The organism is Lysinibacillus sp. GJ-1 (assembly GCF_021166035.1).
Taxonomy (GTDB): domain Bacteria; phylum Bacillota; class Bacilli; order Bacillales_A; family Planococcaceae; genus Lysinibacillus; species Lysinibacillus sphaericus.
In genome coordinates this window covers 2,335,286-2,358,365 of the sequence record NZ_CP088912.1, presented here as the reverse complement: position 1 = coordinate 2,358,365, position 23,080 = coordinate 2,335,286, and the positions used below count along the sequence as shown (strand labels likewise).

Annotated in this window: 22 protein-coding genes and 1 pseudogene; all 23 read left to right on the top strand. The window is 32.4% G+C overall.

From position 1 onward, the window contains the following. The 23 genes and pseudogenes from LO754_RS11225 (at position 1) to LO754_RS11115 (ending at position 22,498) form a co-directional block, all read left to right on the top strand. Positions 1-240, top strand: coding sequence for a hypothetical protein (locus tag LO754_RS11225; RefSeq protein ID WP_231784312.1), 240 nt, complete (start codon positions 1-3; stop codon positions 238-240). Positions 241-300: 60 nt separating this feature from the next. Further along, a complete protein-coding gene (locus LO754_RS11220; RefSeq protein ID WP_231784311.1) occupies positions 301-606 on the top strand; it encodes a hypothetical protein in 306 nt (101 codons plus the stop codon). Next, positions 603-1,652 (top strand): NlpC/P60 family protein, encoded by a 1,050-nt coding sequence (locus LO754_RS11215; protein ID WP_231784310.1) that lies wholly within the window; start codon positions 603-605, stop codon positions 1,650-1,652. The genes LO754_RS11220 and LO754_RS11215 overlap by 4 nt, the downstream gene beginning before the upstream one ends. Before the next feature lie 16 nt (positions 1,653-1,668). Continuing rightward, positions 1,669-2,562, top strand: coding sequence for a coiled-coil domain-containing protein (locus LO754_RS11210; RefSeq protein ID WP_231784309.1), 894 nt, complete (start codon positions 1,669-1,671; stop codon positions 2,560-2,562). A gap of 293 nt (positions 2,563-2,855) precedes the next feature. Continuing rightward, positions 2,856-3,143: a hypothetical protein gene (locus LO754_RS11205; protein ID WP_231784308.1), complete on the top strand. Its 288-nt coding sequence runs from the start codon at positions 2,856-2,858 to the stop codon at positions 3,141-3,143. Then, positions 3,144-3,314, top strand: coding sequence for a hypothetical protein (locus LO754_RS11200; protein WP_231784307.1), 171 nt, complete (start codon positions 3,144-3,146; stop codon positions 3,312-3,314). Positions 3,315-3,512: 198 nt separating this feature from the next. Beyond that, a complete protein-coding gene (locus LO754_RS11195) occupies positions 3,513-3,941 on the top strand; it encodes a hypothetical protein (RefSeq protein WP_231784306.1) in 429 nt (142 codons plus the stop codon). A 392-nt stretch (positions 3,942-4,333) separates the two neighbouring features. Further along, a complete protein-coding gene (locus LO754_RS11190; protein WP_231784305.1) occupies positions 4,334-5,098 on the top strand; it encodes an SDR family oxidoreductase in 765 nt (254 codons plus the stop codon). 235 nt (positions 5,099-5,333) lie between these two features. Continuing rightward, positions 5,334-6,575 (top strand): MobP2 family relaxase, encoded by a 1,242-nt coding sequence (gene mobP2 / locus LO754_RS11185; protein WP_231784304.1) that lies wholly within the window; start codon positions 5,334-5,336, stop codon positions 6,573-6,575. A 61-nt stretch (positions 6,576-6,636) separates the two neighbouring features. Continuing rightward, on the top strand, positions 6,637-6,882 hold the full coding sequence (locus LO754_RS11180; RefSeq protein ID WP_231784303.1) for a hypothetical protein: 246 nt from the start codon (positions 6,637-6,639) through the stop codon (positions 6,880-6,882). A gap of 58 nt (positions 6,883-6,940) precedes the next feature. After that, entirely contained in the window at positions 6,941-7,213 is a 273-nt protein-coding gene (locus tag LO754_RS11175) for a hypothetical protein (protein ID WP_231784302.1), read from the top strand. Positions 7,214-7,235: 22 nt separating this feature from the next. Next, positions 7,236-8,381, top strand: a complete 1,146-nt coding sequence (locus LO754_RS11170) for an ArdC-like ssDNA-binding domain-containing protein (RefSeq protein WP_231784301.1) — start codon at positions 7,236-7,238, stop codon at positions 8,379-8,381. Between the two features lie 488 nt (positions 8,382-8,869). After that, positions 8,870-10,594: a DUF4209 domain-containing protein gene (locus LO754_RS11165; protein ID WP_231784300.1), complete on the top strand. Its 1,725-nt coding sequence runs from the start codon at positions 8,870-8,872 to the stop codon at positions 10,592-10,594. A 392-nt stretch (positions 10,595-10,986) separates the two neighbouring features. Then, on the top strand, positions 10,987-11,586 hold the full coding sequence (locus LO754_RS11160; RefSeq protein WP_231784299.1) for a TM2 domain-containing protein: 600 nt from the start codon (positions 10,987-10,989) through the stop codon (positions 11,584-11,586). Next, the gene (locus LO754_RS23755) at positions 11,553-11,774 is read left to right on the top strand and encodes a TerB N-terminal domain-containing protein (protein ID WP_435892024.1); all 222 of its coding nucleotides are present in this window, start codon (positions 11,553-11,555) and stop codon (positions 11,772-11,774) included. The genes LO754_RS11160 and LO754_RS23755 overlap by 34 nt, the downstream gene beginning before the upstream one ends. Next, positions 11,749-12,909 carry a tellurite resistance TerB C-terminal domain-containing protein gene (locus LO754_RS11155; protein ID WP_231786271.1) on the top strand — a complete coding sequence of 387 codons (1,161 nt, stop codon included), beginning with the start codon at positions 11,749-11,751 and terminating at the stop codon, positions 12,907-12,909. Before LO754_RS23755 ends, LO754_RS11155 begins: the two co-directional genes overlap by 26 nt. After that, a pseudogene (locus LO754_RS11145) lies at positions 12,906-14,217 on the top strand (ATP-binding protein). Before LO754_RS11155 ends, LO754_RS11145 begins: the two are co-directional and overlap by 4 nt. Positions 14,218-14,223: 6 nt before the next feature. Continuing rightward, positions 14,224-16,365 (top strand): DEAD/DEAH box helicase, encoded by a 2,142-nt coding sequence (locus tag LO754_RS11140; RefSeq protein ID WP_231786268.1) that lies wholly within the window; start codon positions 14,224-14,226, stop codon positions 16,363-16,365. Positions 16,366-16,763: 398 nt separating this feature from the next. After that, positions 16,764-17,528 (top strand): hypothetical protein, encoded by a 765-nt coding sequence (locus LO754_RS11135; RefSeq protein WP_231786267.1) that lies wholly within the window; start codon positions 16,764-16,766, stop codon positions 17,526-17,528. 321 nt (positions 17,529-17,849) lie between these two features. Further along, positions 17,850-18,107, top strand: coding sequence for a hypothetical protein (locus tag LO754_RS11130; RefSeq protein WP_231786266.1), 258 nt, complete (start codon positions 17,850-17,852; stop codon positions 18,105-18,107). Beyond that, entirely contained in the window at positions 18,059-20,263 is a 2,205-nt protein-coding gene (locus LO754_RS11125) for a MutS family DNA mismatch repair protein (RefSeq protein WP_231786265.1), read from the top strand. The genes LO754_RS11130 and LO754_RS11125 overlap by 49 nt, the downstream gene beginning before the upstream one ends. A gap of 11 nt (positions 20,264-20,274) precedes the next feature. Next, complete coding sequence (locus tag LO754_RS11120; RefSeq protein ID WP_231786264.1) at positions 20,275-21,234, top strand: RNA-binding domain-containing protein; 960 nt, start codon at positions 20,275-20,277, stop codon at positions 21,232-21,234. A 943-nt stretch (positions 21,235-22,177) separates the two neighbouring features. Further along, positions 22,178-22,498 (top strand): DNA cytosine methyltransferase, encoded by a 321-nt coding sequence (locus LO754_RS11115; RefSeq protein ID WP_231786263.1) that lies wholly within the window; start codon positions 22,178-22,180, stop codon positions 22,496-22,498. The last annotated feature ends 582 nt before the right edge of the window (positions 22,499-23,080 follow it).

Below are 23,080 nucleotides of genomic sequence, written 5' to 3'. Positions count from 1 at the left end.
ATGCAGCGTTCTACAAAATCGAAATTTGTTTTATTACTACTGGTTGGTTTGGTCATGTTAGCATTCATCATTAAAATGTTCTTACATGATGATAAGGATAAAGATGATCCTGGTTTTGAAGGAGATAAAGACTATATTTATACAAGCCCTATAGAGGGTGATAAGCCACAATCGGAGGCCGAAACGAACAAAGAGCAAAATGTACCGGTTGGGAATACAGAAGTGGATTACGAGGCCTAATACACGACAAAATTTGGAGAACAAAAGATAAATGAAGCAAAGCAATTAGCTGAAAAAGTGATGCGTGCTTGGCTAGAAAATAATACAGACATGGAGATGTGGGAGGAAATTTCTACAGCTCCATTTTTTATTGTAGCGAAAAATGAGTTGCTTGCCCCAAAGGATCAATTGACAAGAAAGGTGAATTCACAGGAAGTATCCGCGACAAAACCTTCAAGTAATAGTGACATGAAATTGATGATTTTTGTAACGTGGGATTTGCTATCGGATGGCAATAAAGTAAAAGAACAATCCAACATGTACGAATTAACATTAACTCTTTCGGAATCTGGAAAGTGGTTAATAAAAGAGTTGAATCGAGCATGAAGCAACTAATAAATTATTTTGGCAAGCAGGTTGGTAAAAAAATTTTAATATGGATAACAAGCTCATTAGGGCTTACTTTCTTTGTAGTTGTAGGTGTTATTTTGGTGGCAATTATCATGATAATTGGTGCCGTTGGCGGTTCAGTCAATCATTCATCGATAGGTGGAAATGGTTTATCTGCTTGTTCGGTGACAGGAGAAATTGATGAAGCTAGTTGGAATGCAGCCTTTGCTAATGCAGGGGCTTTTACTGGAAAAGGCGATTTATTTATTGAACTTGCACAACAAAATGGCATCGATCCTGTGCTTGCAGCTGCTATTGCATTTCATGAAACTGGTCGAGGAACTTCAAATGCAGTCGTTAATAAAAACAATCCTGGAGGCATTATGGACCCAAGTACAGGATGGTCAAGATTAATGCATTTCGCCACGCTAGAAGAAGGTTTGGCGTACACAATGGCTAATTTAAAGCGTCGTATCATTGATGATGGATTATCTACAATTGAAGATTTGGGCGCAGTCTATGCGCCTATAGGGGCTGCAAATGATCCAAATGGATTGAACGCACATTGGGTTCCTACCGTTATGAAATTTGCAAGTGAGCTTGGTGGATTAACAATGAATTGCTCTCCGGTAGGCTCACAAGTTGTAGGGAATGAAGTATTCAAAACGATATTAAATGAGATGTTAAAGTACGAAGGTTGGCCATATGTTTGGGGTGGTTACAATCCAAATATGGGCTTTGATTGTTCAGGATTAATGCAATGGGGATACGCAAAAGCAGGTATCAAATTGCCACGTACAGCGTACACACAATATAAATTTGCTCAACCAATTACTCGCAATCAATTACAACCAGGCGATTTAATTTTCTTTAAAAGTGCCTATTACGCTCCAGTAACTCACGTTGGTATATATGTAGGGAACGGAAAAATGTTTAACTCACAAAATGCAGGCGTACGTTATGACGACGCGTTAACTGGCTATTGGGGTTCAGTCATTGTTGGTTATGGGAGAGTAGCAGATTTCTCTGATACTAGCAAATAAGGGGGTATCAATTAAGGTGAAACTAAAAATAAATAAAGGTATGGAAAATAAATTTTATTTTAGCTTGATGCTCTTTTTGATCATCAGCTTTTTGTTTTTTTTCACATCTAAATGGTGGATGTATGATGACAATCCATTAAAACAAACTCCATTTTTTAAAGAGATAACCGGCTTAGATCAAACAACACTCATCCTAAATAAATGGAGTTACAATCCAAAAACGCAGTTAATGGAAGTGATGTTTGAGACAAATCATAAAGGTACAGATACGGTAAAACCTACATTTGCATTTGCAGCAAAAGCATCTAAGTCGTTAGAAAGTTATCCGGTGAAAATTGTTTACGAGCAGGATAATCAGTATGTCGTGCATATTCAGAATGTACCGGAAAAATATAAGGTTATTGGTCTGTTTGTTAAAGAAATACGTGATCAAAAGTTACTTGAAAGTGAAGCCAGGGACAAGTTGATTGCTGAAAAAGGAAGTCAAACTGCAACAGATAAACTAGATATACCTAAGCCGAAAGAGAAAATTTTAGTGGGTGATTATCGCAAAATCTCTGTTAATCGCTCATTAAAACAACAATCCAATGTAGACTATCAAATAGCATTTGTCGAACTGGAAATGAAGCAAATCGCGAAACAAATTATGACATTAGAGAAGGATCAATTACCACTCCAAGATGAAATCATCAAAAACATTCGAGGAGAAATACAGCAGTTAGAGAGTGAGCTTGTTTACAAAACGGAAGCCGAAAAGCAAGATGTTCGTCGTCAAATTGCACAAAAAGAAACCTCTATTGAAAAAATAAAAGAGAAGCAACAGCATTACAAAGAACGCATTCAGGAGTTGCAAACAAAGCAAGAAAAGTTAGTTGAAAAAATCACGAAAATTAAGCAAACGAAGCATTAACAGTACGTTTAAAATAAGATAATTTCATTTTTTTATTAAAAAGTGTTCATTTTTCGAAGAAAAAAATGTACGGCAAATGTATGACATATGTATGGCAAATGTACGGCAAACTACTTTTTTATGGGAACAACGAAATACTAGGCTCTGCCTAGTCTATCACCCCAAGTGATAGCAGATTTCCCTTATGCTCTTTCATTCAATAGCCTGCAGCTGCAGGCTATTTTCAGTTTCGTCTCTGAAAGAGACGAAACCTTTTGTACCCTGATGATTTGAAGTAAAGGAGAGATCTTGAAATGGCCGAGATAAAGGTTCGTGTAGATCCAGCAATGAAGAAAAAAATAACGAGCATGGCCAATAAAAAGAACATGACACAAAATGCTTTTATGAATCTTCATTTAGAACGTATAGCTAATCAAAATTTGTTTCAAGAAGAACGAAATCGATATGAGGAGATTCTAGGAATATATGCGAATGTGTTTGCAACTTTTGCTAGTTCGAATGATGAATTACTACAAAGGCTCATTGCTATTGAACAGTTGCTTCATCGTGAAATGAAAAAACTTTCGAGAAAGGAGACATGAATGATGGGAGATATTTTGATTCGTGACGTAGATGATTTAGCGATTGCTAAAATTGATAGCGCTGCTAAGAAAGCAAAAGAATCGCGCCAGGTGCACTTAAAATCAATGATTGAACGCTTGGCACATTATGACGTGTTTCTTGAAGAGAAAAACAATTTGAAAAAATACTGATCACATCTCAACAACAAACGGAAAGGTATTTACAACAACAACAATTGTTATTTGAAAAGTTGCAAAGAATTGAGATGTTGTTTCAACTATTCTTCGATGTAGATATTGACGAAGCTGAACATTTCTTAACAGTGTTTAGTAAAGGAGGTGTTGAAGAGTAACCATGACTAGAGAAAATAAGATTAAAAAACATATCGCTTGGCTCCAGATACTATTAAAAAAATTGAACAGTTAGCAGATGAAAAAGGCATGACTCTTGGAGGTGTAATTGATTATCTGGTTCTCCAACACTTTGAACATGAATCTACACAAAATCAAGCAATTTTAATAGCCATTGAAGGGGTGATGCAGCAATATTTACAAAGTATTTTTGAACCACTTACAGAGGGTTTAAATCGAGTGCGTGTGACATCTAATGTGATTGATCGTAATACTCAAATGTTGCTTGAATTTTGGAATCACTATTTTATTATGACAGATGCAAAAAAATTAGGTTCAACTCAACGTTATAAAACTATACCTTTTGAAGAGGCAGAGGCATTAGTGAAAGAACGTATTGCAAATAATCGCCAAAAGAAATTAGATTGGGAAGCTAAAAGAAAGCCTTCAGATAATCAGGATAAATAGGGGTGTTACATTTTAGTTAATCAACTCACAAAGATTATTGAGCAAAAATACTAGAAAAGATTCTCTACTTGTAGAATTGAAATAAAGTTGCGATGTTTATAAAAAAGGTACGATGTTTAAAATAACATTACGAAGAAACACTCCTTTAGATTATTTTGGGCAAAATGTATTTAAAGAAAAACTATGTTGAACAAGCAATTTAAAACAATATGATGCACATCGTCAAAAACGTATTCAAGATTTATATAAGCAGTGCTGGCAACCAAGAGATGAATAAAATTATCTGAAGCAATCGCCCCCTTGAAACCTAATAAGAGAGCAACATTTCAAATAATGTTCCATGATATATTTTTCTATGTAATATAACCATGTTTGAACAGGGAGATGGAAGCATGAGTAAGTTAGCAGGAAAAATCGCTTTAGTTACAGGATCAAGTCGAGGAATTGGACGCAGTATTGCATTGCGTCTAGCACAAGAGGGAGCCTTTGTAGTTGTTCATTACGGGAAAAGACGTAATGAGGCAGAAGCAGTTGTTCACCAGATCGAGCAAAGCGGAGGAAATGCTTGCGCGATTGGTGCTGACCTTAGTACTCTTGATGGGATTCAACATTTATTTACTACTTTGGATGATACTATTCGGGAATATATGGGCGGTGACGGATTCGATATTCTTGTCAACAATGCTGGAATTGGTCAAATTATCAGTTTAGAAGAGACGACGGAAGAATCATTTGACGAGGTAATGAAGATTAATGTCAAAGCATCACTTTTTGTTACTCAGCAAGCTTTGCCACGCTTAAAAGATGGAGGACGTATTATTAATATTTCATCTTTTGTGACACGTGCAGCTTCTCCAAGTGTCTTCACGTACAGTATGTCCAAAGGTGCTATCGACACATTTACGCGTCTTCTAGCCAAACAACTAGGGAGCCGTAATATTACGGTAAACGCCATCCAGCCTGGAATCATTAATACAGAGATGAATGCTGAGACTTTAGAAAACCTTGATGGACAAAAGTATGCGGCTGGTCTTTCAATCTTCAACAGATGGGGAGAACCCGAGGATGTGGCTGATATTGCCGCCTTTCTCGCTTCCTCAGACAGCCGTTGGGTAACTGGCCAATTGCTCGATGCAAGTGGCGGATCTCATCTATAGAACCTGTAAGGTCTTCCGCAATCGGGCGCGATTGTGAAGGAATACAGATAGAAAACGATCAAACTTTTTTATAAAACCAATATTTAAATCTTTGTATAAGTATTCATTTTGAACAATCTTTTTTCAAAATGGATACTTTTTATTTTCGTTAAATACTGTTTTATGAGGTATTTATAATCAAACTTTATTTCAAAGCAACACTACTTACAGGTGAGTTTTTTTCTTTAGAAGGAGCATGATGAAATTGGTTGGTTCTCCAGGAGTAGTTTTGAAAAGCCGATTTGTTATGCCGTCAAGCGATGAATATAAGGATTTTATTAATTATATTGATCGTGACGATGCGAAAGTGACAGAGAACATTATTGTTGATGAAAATGATTCTTTTTCTGTTTTTTATCAGTATATGGACTATATGGGAGATGAAAATAAACAAGGCGCTTTGTTTACGTGTACTGAAGATTTTGTCAATGTGGAACAAAAAAGTTCATTAAAGGATTTGTTTCAACAAGCGCAAGAAAATGGATCACCACTTTGGCAAGATGTCATTAGTTTTGATAATAGCTTTCTACAAAAGTATGGACTAATGGATGAAAAAAGTGGTCAAGTCAACGAAGTTAAAATGAAAAATGTCGTACGTGCTGCAGTGGACGAAATGTTAAAAGCAGAGAACATGATGGATAGTGCAGTATGGTCAGCAGCGATTCATTATAATACTGACAATATTCATGTCCATATTGCTACCGTAGAACCTATACCTTCAAGGGCTAAAAGGTGGTTTATGAATCAGGAAACTGGCAAGTGGGAAGAACAAGTCCGAGCGAAACGTAAACAAAGTTCATTGGATAAAATGAAGTCAAAAATAGCCAATCTTATTATGGATCGCACAATCGAACAAAATCTTATTACAGATTTGATTCGAGGTAGTGTGCAAATGAAAAAAGATAACGGCATTGATTTGTCTACACTTCGTCAATCTAAAAGGCTATTTCAAAAGGCACTTCAACGTTTACCACCAGATCGGTCACAGTGGCGATACGGCTATCAATCTATTGATGAAGCTAGGCCATATATCGATCAAATCGTAGAAATTTATTTAAATCGTTACTATAAAATTGAACTGACAGAGCTTCATAGACTACTTGATGAAGAAGTCGAAGTTATGAAGGAAAAGTACGGTGAAGGCAGCAAGTATCAAAATTACAAACAAACAAAATTAGATGATTTAAAAAAACGCATGGGTAATGCGGTCTTAACTGAAATGCGTGAGTATCAAAAAGAAGCTGATCATCGTTTATATGAATTATCTAAATCCAAAAAGAAGTACCAGGCTTCTATGTATCGTCAAAATTTACAGGCTTCTAGAGAATTAAATCGAGCACTAAATAATTTAAATTATCGGTTACGAAAAACGTACCATGACTTTAGAAAAGAACGTAACATGGAAGAGTTTGACCGCATGTTAGATGGATATGAATAGTAAATAATGCTCGATTCTAAGAAATTAATCTAACGTATAAAAAGAAGAAGGTTTGTTATATATGAACTATCAAGTTAAATGTAAAACATGCAATAAGGTACTTGATCAAGTGACAGAGCCTTATATAGAAGTAGAATGTATGTCATGTATTGAAAATAATCTAGATATAGAGGTAGTAACAGTACCTAAAGAAATTGGGTTCTTTACTATGGAAAATAAATGGACTGTTCCTCATAACTATCTCATTGAAAATTTAAATGGACAACAATTGCTCGTGTGTTATCCAGGGAAGAGGCTGAATCATTAATTAAGAACATTTGGAAATCTTTCAATGACACCAATAATAAAAAGGATGGTAATTAGGAATGGAGAATTTTACACAGGCATTTATCAAGGATCTAAAGGAAAACATGTTGTTATTACATGTAAATGGAAAGGATGTGGAAGTTGAATTGACAGCTGAAGAAGCTCAACAAATTTACATGGCCGTTGATCATGGAACCTTTATTGTTTTGTATGATTTGGGGCGTCAAGAAATTGTATCCAATATAACCGAAGCTCAACTTCTAAAGCAATTTCCAGAAACACAATTAGATGAATTCAAAGATGCACATATCACACCTGCGGACTGGCAATAAATGATGATAGGAGAAAAATCGAATGGCTATTAAACAAAAAAAATATACAGCAAAAACAGCAGAAGAAAAGCAGAAAGAGATTGAAGAATTATCAAATAAAATGACCAATCAACTAAGCTCCTATTTTGTATCGGAGGATGCACTAAAAGAGCATCTAGCTTTTATGTCAATTTTTTATAATTATTCCTTGCGTAACATGGCTTTAATTCAAAATCAATTCCGAGGTGCTCGTGCAGTTGGTTCATTTAAGTTTTGGCAGGACAAGGGCGCATCAGTTAAAAAAGGTGAAAAGGGGATTCAAATATTTGTTCCCACGCCTGTGACTTACTTTAATCGAGGTGGAGAGTGGATACAAGTTCAACACGCCGATCCAAGAGAGAAAATACAAATTAAAAATGGAGCGTTAGAAACTCAACAAAAGTTATTTTTCAAAATTGGGCACGTGTTTGAATATACTCAAACGGATGCAAGGGAGAAAGGGATGCCCGTCTCTGAAATTTTTGGGCAGTACTATCAGGATGGAGTAATAGAGAATCAGGATGAGATGTTAGCAGCTATGCATAAAGTTTCTAAAAACTTAGGATTTGAAATATTGTCTGAACCTCCACGTGAATTAGGAACAGCGAAAGGTGTTGCGTATCCAAATGAAAAAAAGATTGCTCTTAATCCACGAAATACAGCATATGAGAATGTCACTACATTACTTCATGAATTAGCGCATGCAAGATTACATACACCTGATGTTCGAGATAGTTTTACTAAAGCAGAACGTGAATTTCAAGCAGAAATGGTGTCCTATGTCGTGGCTAGTCGATACGGCATCGATACTGAGAATTTTAGTCTTTCCTATTTAGCTGGTTGGACACAACAGGGTAAAGAATTAAAAGATAAAGAAATACTACTTAATGGTGTCAGAACAGCAGCATGTGAATTTATCGAAATTATTGATACACATTTTCAAGAAATAGAGCATTCCAAAGATGTAAAAGAACCCACACAGTCAGCGCAAGAACAGGAAGCTACATCTTACCAGCATCTGCATCATGCTGAATATCATCAAAATGAAAACTTTAGTGATATGCATTTAAATGAAGTACTTCCCTTTAGCCATTGTTATGAACAAGGTAAAGGTCGAAGAAGAAAAATATCTAGTGAATATGAACGCTAAAAAAGCATAGTTAACGCAGTCAAAAGACTAGCGTTATTTTTTATGTCTAAAATACCAAGCGTTTGGGAATTTACCTCAAATAAAATGGATATTTATGTTACATTCAGAGATATTATGAAATGATAAACTTAAAGTAATCGGAAAAAAATTCAAAATTGAAGTGTCATAGTAGCACGCTCCCTTAATTTGATAGTTTAAGTTTACAAGTCCTTACTTTATCTGTCCAACTATGGTCTACCAAAGAAGTAGATGTAATAAGAAGGCTTAATTAAATATTCTGTTAATGAGGTGAAGAGGAGAAAAATTAAAAAAGGATATCAGTAGGACTAGCATTAAATAAATTGTTTCGGAAATTTATACATTTGTATCTATGTGATTTTTGATTAAATATATAATATTTCATATTTGGATATTTATGCTAATATATTATATAAAGATATGATGTTATACCTTAAACTAACAGCTACGATAGAGAAAGGGAATTGAATATGAATCAAATAGCGAAATTTTTAGAGGAAGTACATTTTGAAGGTTATCATAATTATGAATCTGAAATTCGAAAATTTCAAGATGCAGAAAACTATCACTATGAAACTATGGCATTTCAGTTTGCAATTAAACAGGATGTTGAAAATGGTTATGATTATGGCATCGGAAGTTATTTTAAACCATTTTATGAGTTTGCAGATACTATATATCCAAGTTTAACTGATATCACTTGTGAGACTCTTAAATATTGGCAGAAACGAAGTGAAGAATCAAGAAGCCAATATCTTATTGCCAGATATTCCGATTTAGTATGGAATTTTTCAAAATTACACAGAGACTGTATAAAAAATCCATTCACATATGCAATTAAGGCTATTGATAATTATTTATTATTCCAAAGTGAAAGTATTAATGATAGAACAGATTTAGATATTAAACATTCAATTATTAGAGCTTTAAATTTAGCTAAGACTTTAAATCAACGAGAAAAATTAGAGCAAATTGCTCGGAAAATGATTGAGATTGAAAATGTTATGGAAGATAAACTAATTGGATTGTGGGGATTTTCTTACGATGAAATAATTGAAGGTGGTTTAGATATTTCTTTAGAATTTGAAGAAGAAATAATTGAATCTATGCTTCAAAGAGTCAATAGACTTATCCAAGAGGAAATAGAAAATAAAACTGATAATTTTCATGCAATCGAGTACGGGATAAGTAAATTGACAAAATATTATTTTAAAAAAGATCAAATAACAGATGTAAGAAAATTACTCACAAAAATTGAAGGGGTCATTAATAATTCTAAACAATCGCAGTTGAAGGAATTTAGATATAATAAACTTTTAGATTTATATCATGCTGTTCAAATTCATGAAGCTGATAACAGAATAATTAGAAAGATATCTGAGACCGCACAAAACAATGTTGAGATAATGAAGGAAACTACTTTTACAAAGTCAATAGATAGAGAAAAATACGAAACTTATATAAATAGCTACTATACACAAAACTTAGAGTTTGATTTAAAAATGCTTGCAGGAAGATTTATTCCTGATATAGACGATAATTTAAAAATGATTGAAGAAAGAAGAAAAAAGGGAATTGGTTTATTAAGCGAGTTAATCTCGCATGTGAAAATTAATAAAGATGGTATGCCTATTACTTCTTTAGATTTATCGAATGAACAAGATTGTTTAGCAAATCAACTAGAAATCACTATAGGAGTACAATCTTCATTTTTCAATGATATATTCAAGAAATTAATTCAAAAATATGAGTTAGATGCAAAAAAACTAGGAGATATTTTATCTACGTCACCTATTTTAATTGAAGAAAATCATCCAATTCTATTTTCAGGTTTAGAAAGTTATTTTAATGAAAATTATATTGCGTTTATTCATATTATGGTGCCATATATTGAATCTACTTTAAGAAATGTAATACATCTCACAGGGGATAGTATTTATAAATTAAATAAAAGTGGAGGATATGATGCACTTTTACTAGGAGATATTTTAGCAAAAGATTATCTAGAAAACATAATGCATAAAAATATTGTATACTATTTGAAATTCCTATATAACGACAAAAAAGGATTTAATATTAGAAATGTCATTGCACATGGTCTAGCACATCCTAGTCTTTTTAATAAGGCAAATGCTGATTTAATAATGCATACTTTATTGATATTCTTCATATTTGAAAAACAAGTTAATGATTAAAAAAATAATATATTTTTTGTTTATAATAAAACAGCTTGCGATAATAAAAATGAACAAGCTGTTTTTATTCTTGCTTATACCTATTAAAGATTTCTTATAAATATTTAATAACATTTATATTTCTTCTTCATGATTTGTAATAGTTCTTCTCTTACATTTTAAGTATCTGAATCGAATCAGTTTTCCGAGATTAGTACACTTCCTGCATAAATTTAATGCATCTGATATTTTAGTTAAAGTTAGCAATAATGATGGTCATGTTTCAAATTTACCTTAAATTCCTGAAAATCCTTTTAAAGTAATGATTACTATTGCGTCTATATGTAAAAACAAGTAAGAAGTAATATAATTAAGTTATAGATTAAAATAAAAACAAACGCGGGGGTGTTTGCTTGAAATCAAGAACACTAGGATATGTACTTGCTCTTTTTTTAGGTGGGATTGGGGCACATGCATTTTACTATAGAAGATATGTAAGAGGAAGCTTATACCTCCTTTTTTGTTGGACCTATATCCCTGTTTTACTAGGATGGATTGATATTTTGTTCATAAATCGATGGCACAATAGAATTCAGGAAGATGGCTTTATCAACAAAATAGGAGAGGAAATACATACGAAAGGTACTAGCACTAAACAAACGAATCAAGAGAAGAAAATAAATATGAGTGGAATAGTGGAGGTGAAAAGTGAAAATTCGACACTCAGTTCAGAAGCAAAAATATTAAAAGAGGGTTCAAAAGATCTATTTTACAACGAAAAGAAGATCATTCTAACAAAATATAACCGTATCCAAACTCCAAAAGAGATTGTCAAAGAGATAGAAGAAATAAATAATCCAAAAACAAACTCAGTTGATGGAGTTAATATTACCATATCATTTTCCAATACAGGCACAATTTTAGCAAAGGATTCAATTAAGTACGCCAATAAAAAAGGAAGAAATGTGAGGCAGTTCCTTTGTTTGCTTATTGGACTACTTTTGAGAAATTAGATGGAAGTCAAAAAAAATGGTATTTCTACTGGAGAGAACAAGTATTAAATGGAAAGTATCCTGATACAGATTTAAGCTACGTTATTTTATTTATGTACGAACTAATGAATTATACCTTTAATCAAAGTAGCGCCTTTAATATCAGCATGATGGTTCGGTTACATGGGGCGTATCAAGAGAATCCCTAAATTAAGTAATTATTCAGTAAGATGGATTGCAGATATACTTTACGAAGTAAAAGAAGAAAAACTTGCCCATGAATGGGATGTTGAAAAGATTCATTTGCCAACCTTGTATCAGAAACTACAAGTACAAAAAGAAGAATTAGAGAAGATATCTATTACGGTATGGAAACCGTACATCCAAAGTAATAGGGAAACTGAGTTTTTTAAAAAGCATCGAGATAAAATATATAAGAAATTTAAAAGTAGCATCCCCTTATTGCAAGATATTTACCAAACAGAAAATATAGAATTGATAGATCGTTGGTTTATATTGGAGAAGAGTATGGAATCAAGATATTTATTTCAATCAGTTGTACTTGGGAGAAATAATCCTATAGTACAAGCAGAAGTCGTAAGAATTAAGCCAACTAAGGAATTGTATGAAGAAGTCACAGCATTATATAAACTTTCAGAAAATGTAGTGCGGATATTACATAATGAAAAAAGGGAAATAAAAACGAATGAAGAGGCTCTTCCGAAGGGGTTTAAAGAAACGATGCTAAATCATAAACGCTTTAAGGTTGTTCATCAGTCAAATCAACAGGAAAAGGGAGAACTTATTCCACCAGCACCACAAGAAGAACAGAAGAAAAAAACAAAATCAATGATTAATTTTGATGACGAAATCATAAAAGGACAAGAACAAGAAATGGAAGAAATTATCAAGCTTTTCAATGTTGATAATGATACTGAAGAAAAAATAAGATTATCAAAGGCAATAGTAGAGGTTACAGAACCAAAAGGGAAGACAGAAGAGAGAAGAGAAGGACTAGAATTTGAAACAATTGAGTATTCCTTTGTTGATATCCCTTTTCTCCAGAGTGGGATAAGTAAAAAAGGAGAGGAAAAGTTCTTAGAAACCTTGACTGATATACAAAAAGAGTTTTTAGCTCTATTTGAAAAGAGAAGCCTTTCAGAAATAATAGCCAACTCATTTGTAAAGAAAAAAGGCTTTATGTTAGGGACTTTTATGAGTGATTTAAATGAAAAAGCATACGAATATATAGGAGATAATTTGCTAGAACACCTAAATGGAGAAATTATGGTGTATGAAGAATACGAACAGATACTAACAAAAGTAAAGGAGATTAGCTTATGAATATAAAAAAGAGAGACTCATCCTCTATATTGAATTCGCTTTCAGGAGGGGTAGTACCAAATCGAGGGCTACAATACATTATGGTTGGACGGACAGAAGAAACTAAACAAATCCTAAGTGATCTTAATAATATTAAAAAAGGCTCCTCATTTATGAAATTATTTATTGGACCTTTCGGAAGTGGAAAGAGCTTTATCCAAGCTCTTATTCAGCAAGTAGCCTTTAGTGAAAAATTTGTTGTCGCAAAGGCGGATTTTACACCAGAAAGAAGATTATACGGTAGTGATGGAAAGGCAGTACTTTTTACGGAACTGATGAAGAACCTATCAACTGCTACGGTTCCAGATGGGGGCGTTACCAACCATTTTAGATAAATGGATTAGTGAAGTACAAATGAAGGTGGTGCGGGAGAAAGGATACGGTTCAGTAGAGTTTGATAATCCTGATTTTGTAAAAGATGTAGAACAGGAAATCAATTCTGTCGTTTCCAAAATGGATGAATTAGTTGGAGGTTATGACTTTGCACGGATTTTAACGCTCTACTTTAAAGGTTTTGTAGAAGATAATAATGAGTTGCAAAGATGTACCTTGAGATGGTTAAGAGGGGAATATAGCACAAAAACAGAGGCAAAACAAGATCTAGGGGTACGAGAGATAATATCCGATCAAAACTATTACGAATATATTAAGGTCTTGTCACAATTCGTTCGACAGATTGGGTATTCAGGTCTTGTCATTAACATGGATGAAGCCATTAATTTATATAAGATTACCCACCATCAAACAAGAGATAAGAACTATGAGACGATTTTAAAAGTCTACAACGATACCTTACAAGGAAATATAGAAGGGCTTTATATTACCGTTGGAGGTACACCTGAATTTCTAGTAGACGAAAGAAAGGGACTGTTTAGTTATGGGGCATTAAAAAGGCGATTGCAATCTAATCGTTTTGAAACCCATGAATTTAGAGATTTATCTCAACCTGTAATTAATTTAGCGCCTTTGAAACACAACGAGACCTTTGTATTGTTAAAAAAAATTCGGGACATTCATGCGATTCACTATGGGTATGATTCCATTGTACGGGATGAAGAGATAAAGAGTTTCATTCAAGAAGAGTACAGTCGCCCAGGGGCAGAAGAGAATCTAACAGTTGGAGACGTGATTCGTAATTTCATTGGAGCTTTGAATATTCTCCATCAAAACACAAGTTATGATCGCTCCAAATTATTTGGCCAACCAAACGAAAATGAGAGAAATGCAGAAACAATTATTAGTTCTCGTTTCTCTCGTTCAGAGGGATAGATGCATATGAGTTCATTTAATTTACTATCAAAATCCATGCAGAAAAAAGTTTGGGATATGAGATGGGAACGGTTAACGCTAATTCAAGAAAAAACCATACCTGTAGTGATAGGCACTACAAAAGATTTAATCTTGGCATCAGGAACTGCTTCTGGTAAAACAGAAGCAGCTTTTTTACCCATTTTGTCACGAATTGAAAATAGAGCAGAGAACCAATTAAAAGTGTTATATGTTTCGCCATTAAAAGCCTTAATTAACAATCAATTTGAGCGCATTGAAAAACTGTGTGAAAATAGTCGTATTCCTATTCATAAGTGGCATGGAGATGTAACCCAAAGTAAGAAAAAGAAATTCGTCCAGCATCCCTCAGGAATACTTCAAATTACACCTGAGTCCCTTGAAAGCTTATTTATTAATCGAACGGAACATATTAAAAACTTATTCAAAAGTCTTGATTTTATCGTCATTGATGAAATCCATTCTTTTATTAATACAGAAAGAGGTGTTCAATTACGTTCGCTTCTTTCTAGAATAGAAAACTATACAGAGGAACACCCTCGAATCGTTGGGTTATCTGCTACTATTGATAACTTTGACTTAGTAAAGAAATGGGTTAATTACCGTAAACCTGACCATGTAGAAATCCTTCAAGAGGAAGGTAGCGATAAAAATCTCTTGTATTATCTAATGCATTTTCAAACAGGAGAGGACCAAAAGAAACCGGTGGAATTATATGAGGATATATGGGAGTTGACCAAAGAACAAAAATCCATCATCTTTTGTAATAGCAGAGGAGAGGTAGAGGAGGCAACTGTCTTCCTTAATCGGTTAGCAGAAAAAAACATGGTAGGAGAAACTTATTATGCCCACCACTCATCCATCGATAAAAAAGAAAGAGAATATGTTGAAAAAACGATGATGGAATCGGATATGCCAAAAAGTGTAATTGCAACGAGTTCTTTAGAACTTGGAATTGATATAGGAGACGTAGATATTGTTATCCAAATTAACAATACTTTTACCGTTTCATCCTTAAAACAAAGGTTGGGGAGATCTGGCAGGAAAAGAAATTCAGATCAGATGTTACAGTTGTATTCCACTGAAGAGGATAGCTTAATCCAGTCACTAGCTGTTATGGAATTGATTCTTGAAAAATGGATTGAACCAGCAGAAGGATACTTGGCTCCATATGATGTTCTTTTTCATCAAACTATCTCGATTTGCCATGAAATGAACGGAATTACTAAAGATGCCTTAATGTCTCTAATAAAAGAAAACCATATCTTATTCATTTTAGATAGCAAGAAAGTAGAAATAATGATTGAGCATATGATAGAAAATGACCATTTAGAAAAGATAAAAGGCTCTAATGAAATAATTGTGGGCATTGAGGGAGAACGCATTCTTCGAAGTAAAGGCTTCTACGCTGTGTTTAAAACACCTGAAGAACTTACTGTACTAGAGGGAGTGAAAAAAATTGGAACACTGGATAAATCGCTTATGTTAAGTCAAGGGGATAACATCATTTTGGCAGGTAAGCTTTGGACAATCCACGATATTGATTTTTATAAGAATAAAGTCTATGTAAAGAAAGCAATAAATGGAAAACCTCCAAGATATACAGGAGGAAGAGTAAAAATTCATAAAAGAATCGGCGAAAAAATGATGGGAATTTTATTATCAAAGCAGGAATTTGAATATATTGATGAGACAGCTAAACAAACATTGTTGGATAAAAGAAAGCCTTATCATCAGTATGGCATTAAAGAGTCGGAACGGGTAATATGGGTGGAAAGAGAAGAGGCTGTTTTTGAAACATACACTAGCACGACCATAGCGAGAAATCTAAGTTGGGCTTTACGTACCTTAGGTGTTCAAATCAAACACATTGATGGAGCTGGGAGAATTATTATAGGTGGAGTTTCTGAAAAAGTAGAGAACATATTAAAGGAATTAAAAGAACGGGAATGGGACTCTAATGACTTACTGGAACATACTTTGGAGCAGGAATTTTTTAAGACCAAATATTCTCCTTATTTGCCTAAAGAGTTGCAAACAGAAATACATATTGCTCATGAAATAAATATTGAAGAAATGATGGAATATTTGAAAACATACTCTTTTAGAGTTATCAAATCAGATCGATAAAAAGAGTGTATTGATAATATTTTTTTAAAATTACTAATTATATTGATGAAATTTCAGTTCAAAATCGAAAAATGAACAAATCTCTTGTTCGTTAAAATATAGCCCTATACCGTTGGAAATATTAGATTCAGTAGGATAAAGCATATGCCTTCTAAGCATATGGTAAGGAGCGAATCCCCCTTGAGTACGGCTAATTAATTCAAAATAATTTCAACACATCTACAAAAAATGGTGTAAATCCAAAGGTGGATGGATAATTAGTCTTTCAGAAGTAATGGCGAAACATAAAAAACATAGGCTTTAATAAAACATAAGAAGGCCACTTCAAAATGGGTGGTCTCTAATAATGTTTAACAATGTGTTCATATCTAATCATATATTCTAAATAGAGGTGCAAAATGAGCGACGATTTGTTAAAAGAATTGATACAAGAGAATGATTATATTGAGTATTTACATGAATTTAGCAAAGAACTTGAAGGTCAAAGTGATAGGGGTGTTGTAGTTCTATCTGTTTCAATACTCGAGGAGGTTCTTAAGAAAGTATTAGAAGCAGCAGTCCTAGATGATAAAAGTCTATTTAAAAAATTGACGAATATAAATGGGGCATTTGGCAATTTTGATAATAATATTCATATTTGTAGAGCTTTTAATTTAATTTCAAAGACAGACTTTGAGTTGTTATTATCGACACAAAAAATAAGAAATAAATTTGCACATCAGGTACGTAGTATTTCTTTTGAAAATCAGGCTATTAGTCAATTGTGTAATAATATGAGTCTTCCGAAGAATGTATATCTACCAGATAATTTCAAAAAAGAATTAACATATGAATCTATTAATCCTATTACACAAAATACATCTAATCGAGAAAAATTTATTATGGTTTTTAAGTATCTATTTATTCAATTAGGTTTAAGAAGTATGATTCAAGAAATAAAAAAACTTTTCCCCGAACTATCTTATCTAGAAGGAATGGAGACTCTAGATTTAAACGTTTTAATAGATTGTTTTGAAAAGATTAATGATATATTTAGTTCCTTAAATAACGTAAATCAAATAGCCGATATTGAAGGAATAGAAGACTATAAAATTGTATTAAATCTCTTATTAGAACCAATTAAAGAAATGCAAAATAAAATTGACACAGTGAAAAATAGCTAATCAACATCCTATATATAAGATGAACTTTTTATGAGGATTTCCAAGCTTAAATAAATGCTTTTAATAGTGGATAGGCAATACTCCTGTAACTGCTTTCAAAGATGAAAAAGCAACTAAAAATTCAGAAGAGATACCAGCTGATAAACAAAACCAATTTTTGGAAATCTATATGAAGTGGCAAAATCGGAAAATTAAGAGCCAATTGATGGATTGAAATAATTTTAACTATGTAGAGTTCACTAAAGATGAAACTACCGGAAGAGCAGTTTTTTTTGGGTAGAAAATAAAAGTATTATTAATTCGTTTTAAGGAGCGATGATTATGAACGATTTAGAGGCTTTATTAGATAAAGTTTTGGACGCAGGTGCAAATACTATATGGGGAGAATTAAACAATTTAAAAGGAGCGTCTCCAGAAGAAATAGCAGCAGCTAGCAAAAGATGGATTTGGGAACTGATTCAAAATGCTTCAGATTGTGCTAGTAAAGATAAAAGTGTGAACATATTTATCAATTATAATAAGGTACCATTTTGGAGTTTGCTCATGATGGAGAAGTTTTTACATATAAAAATTTGTTAGATTTGATTACTCAGATTTCTTCGAAACAAAGTTCTGAAGAAGAAAAAACGGGGAAATTTGGGACTGGCTTTATTTCTACTCACTTATTATCAGAGAAAATTGTACTAAATAGTTTTTTCTCTAATGGAAGTGGTTACTGCACACCATTAGAAATAACTCTAGATAGAAGTGGTAAAACATATGAGGAAATAAAATTAAATATCGAAAAAGAGTTATCTTATATAGAAGAACTTAAAACAAAAGCACTAGATTTAAAAGAAGATGAGATTGCACGCATAACCCGCTTTAATTATGATTTAAAGGGTTCATTAGATTCACAATTAGCTGTAGATAGAGGAATAGATAATTTACTTGAAACTATCCCTTATTTACTATCATTTAATGCCAATATAAAATCTATAACATATAACGGAAATTGTTATAGAGTTAAGGATATTAAAGAAATAGGTGTGTATAAAGTAATTGAAATAGTTAATAGTAATAACGAAGAATTTCATATAATAATATTTAATAAAGGTAAAACTGAAGTAGCTTTCAAGGTACGTATGGGGCCAAAGTTTGAAATAGATAAGTTAAATAAAGGGGTATCTAAGATATTTTGTAAATTCCCATTAGTTGGTACTGAAAGTTTTAGTTTCCCTCTTATAATAAATAATCCTGAACTGGATGTTCTAAGAGATAGAAATGGAATACATGAGGGAGCAGACAAGAATATTCAAATATTAGAGGACGCTAAAGAGGTATATGCCTATATCTTAAACTTTGTAAGTAAAGAGGGTTGGAAACAACTATATAACTTATGTATTACACCAAATAATAAACAAACAAAATTGAATGAAAATTTATATGATCAAATAAAAAACTTATTTGAATATATCCCATTGATTGAAACAAACGTAAATGGTGTCTATTGTGGTTTGAAAAAGTACAAAGGTGATACAGAATCAGAAAATGTTGTAATCCCTTATCATGAAAATAAAGAATTAAGAGATGATTTATGGGTTTTAGCAAATGATATAGTCAAATTTCCAATTCCAACATTTGAGGAGTATAAAGAGTGGGCTAACATTTTAACAAGTAAAATTGATTTAAATGATTTAAATGAAAAATTGTTAAATGGCAACAAAAATATGGAAACACTTTTGCAAAAATACAATAAAACACAGGTAGAACTATTTGATTGGTTAAATAAATTTTACGATCTGTGGGATAGAAGTTACTATGAGATTGATAAAATTGAAAAAGTATATGTATTGAATCAAAATTTAGAGTTTAAGATAGCGAATAGTATTTTTAAAGATGCTAATTTAGATGAAAGATTAATAGAAGTTCTTACTGAATTAGGAACAGACATAAAAAATAAGTTATTAAGCAAAGATTTAATTATAAGTGAGAACATTATTAAGGAAGGTCTAGAAAATAAGGATATTGCAAAGAAAATAGAAAGATTAGTAGATGATATTTTAAGTGAGGAAAGTGTAAAGGATAATAAGAGAGATTCTGAAACGCAAATAAAGTTTAATAAATTAACTAATTGGTTTATAGAATATCCAGAAGAAAGTAAGCAATTATTTGAGAAGTTATATAATAGACGAACGTTACTATCATCACTAGAACAAACTATATATAGATTTAAAATTGCTGAAAAAGTAGAATCAAACAATATTGAAATTGAAGAATTAGATGCTATTATTAGCAATCACAAAAAAATTTCAGAAATTCTTAGTAATATTGGAGAAATTACTGATGTGGAAATTCTTAAAGAATTAAAACATCATTCTGTAAGCAATATCGATTACTACCGTTTTTTTGAAGAGAAATACGAGAGATCTAAGGAAAGAATTTATAGCTATTTGAAATCTAATCCGAAGTATGAAGTTCCTGATAGTATTGAAATTTGGGAAAACGAAAAGTATTCAAAAACAGTTTTTCCAGCAAAGAAAGATAATGTCGAAATTAATATTATTATACGACCTAGTGATGGGGACAAAATTATTATTCATGATGATGCAGAGTTTGACGTATTAGATAGCAGAAATTATGAGCTATGGACTGATAATGGAATAGATACGCCAAGGGATATTACGCTTGGAGATATTTTGAAAACAACAGGTATGAATGTTATTCCGCTAAGAAATATATTTGAAAAATATTGAGGATGATACAAATGGAACGTATAGTGCGACAACTGATAGAAAATAATACGAGAGATAATGTAATATACTATGACTCTGCTGTTAGTGCTGAAAAATTAGCTAAACTCATCGCAGGATTTGCAAATAATAATGGCGGATACATAATTTTAGGGGTATATGATGATGGTTTAAACTTATATATAAAAAATTATTTGTTTAATATCAATGAAGGTGCTATAGAGAATTTTCTATGCAAAAAATTATCTTATAAAATTGAATATATTAAACTTGATGATAAAAAACTAATATTCATTAGCATTGAAGCGAGTTCCAATCTAATAAAAATTGAGAATATAGCATATTTTATTAATGGGAATGGTGTACTAGATGAAATTGTAGAAAAAACTATTTTCTTATCTTATACACATAATGAATCAAATATTGCTTCTATTATAGAAAATGGATTAGTTGAGAAGTGTGGGATGTTTATAAAAATATCAAGGGATATAAATAGGTTAAGGTATAAAGATAGTATAAGAGAGTATATGGAAACTATAAAAAAACATGATTTTGTATTAACTATAATTAGTGATAAATATTTGAAATCTCGTGCTTGTATGTTTGAAGTACTTGAATTGATGAGAGATAGAGAATATTATGAAAAACTATTATTTACCATTGTTTCTGAAAAAGACGAACAAGATTATTTCACAGAAAACGAATTACCTGTAAAACCAGAGGTATATGGAACTGGTAGGTTTAATTATATTTCATACTGGCAATCAGAATTACAGAAGTTGAAAGAATTAGATAGTTCTATAATTAACCCCGCTCACAAAGCAGAGTTAGTTGATGAAATAAGGGAAACAGAATTAATTGCTATTCATATTGGAGAATTTCTTGAAAAATTAAAGGACGGAATAGGTACAAGTATTTCGAATTTAGTAGAGACTGAATTTCAAGAATTTTATGAGATAATAATAGATTTTTAATTGCATGAAGGCATTAATATTAAAACAATAACATAAAGAATAAATAATGTTCTTTGTTATTTAGTCAATCAATCTTAATTTATATAGTTATAAAAAAGGCTACTGAGTGTTTAATTACTACTTCGTAGCCTTTTAAGTCACATCTTCTATATTCAACCTTCTTATATTCAATTTATTGGTAATAATTTTCGGAATTTAGGAGGGAGTTCTCTATCTACACCAATTTTTATCGAACGCTGGAGGTAATTGTTTTTTCGAGTAAATGATAAACTTAATCAAAGTTATGGAAGATTAGTTTGTGAAACTAAAGCTACAATTATGGATGGAGCATAGGGCTAGCGAGAATTAAACATCATTATATTGAGAAAGCCGGAAGTACTTTAAATGTACCTTTCAAGCGTTTCATTAGAGCAACAGCTACCAAGTTATATAGTGAAGGCTTTTACCCAAGTATTGGGAAACTCAAAGAGCGACCAACACCACAAAATAGAGAACGAATATTCATTGTCGCACATCTTTAGAGGAACAAGTACCCGAAAAGTATTTCCTAACGGACGAGAAAGTGAAGGTTCTGATAGCAAATCAAAAATAATAATTTAATAATCTTTGGTGGTACACAAAAGAATCATCAAGCATAAAGTCAACGAGAATTAGTATATAATTCTAAAGCAATAATAGGTTCTCTATTAGCATCGGATGCAAAGAACCCAAAACAAATTGTAATTCGTACAGTAGGTAAGCTACCTGGTAAACATGAGCAAAACAATCGTGTGTATCACGTTAAAGGGTTTAGTCCAACCGATACCCAACCCCCTGTACAGAAAATATGTTTACCAATCCTTACACCAGATCGGGTAGAGAAAAGGGAAAATGGTAGACGTGTCAAAGGACCAGACGAACCTATGTTTACAATCACTGTCACAAGATCGTCATGGCGTAGCTATTGGAAGCTACTACAAAAGGATATGATATAGCTCACCCAGGAGATGGTGTAAATTACAGTGTACCTAACTCGAAAACTCGTAGAGGGCGTGTAGGAAAAGGGATTGCGAATACATTAGATACTAGTTGCCAACAAGGAGTGTTAACAGAAGAATTTCGAATTAGAAGGCTGGCACCGAAAGAGTGTTTAAGATTACAGGACTTTCCAGATGAAGCATTTGAGAAAGCTACAACTGTTAACTCATACTCGCAACTATACAAGCAAGCAGGAAATAGTGTAACCATTAATGTAATACAGGCAATTGCGAAAGAATTTTGCTGATCATATATTGCACGGAGAAGGACGAGAGATAATTAAAATGATAAATGAAGAAAAAATAAATTCTAGAATTATTTGGAGGTATAGGAGCACCGAGAAAAGCACTTATCAATTTATGAAGGACTTAATCAAGAAATAACAGATGAAAGCATGTTGTTACAGTATCAGAAACGGATATACGGAAGAGATACATTTACAGGCAACCTAGTTTATAAATCCCAAAAGTATCTTTCAACAATTGCTCGTGTGTCATCCAGGGAAGAGGCTGAATCAATAATTTAGAACATTTGGAAAGCTTTACTGACATGTAATCAATTTTATATGGTGCCTGTTTTATGTAATATCTAAACTAAACTATTAAAATTATCAACCCGAATTTAACACAAGAAGAGCATGTCTTGTTTATTTTTTTCAAAACATGCTCTTTTCTTTGGTTCATATATTCAGACTAATAACATTATTTCAATATACTTTATTTTTAAAATACATTATCTATTCCCATTTATACGCTGCCAAGCAATATTTTTAGCCCCAATTCAGCCCCAAATCGCCCCAAAACAAAGCATTAATATGCTATATCTTGCA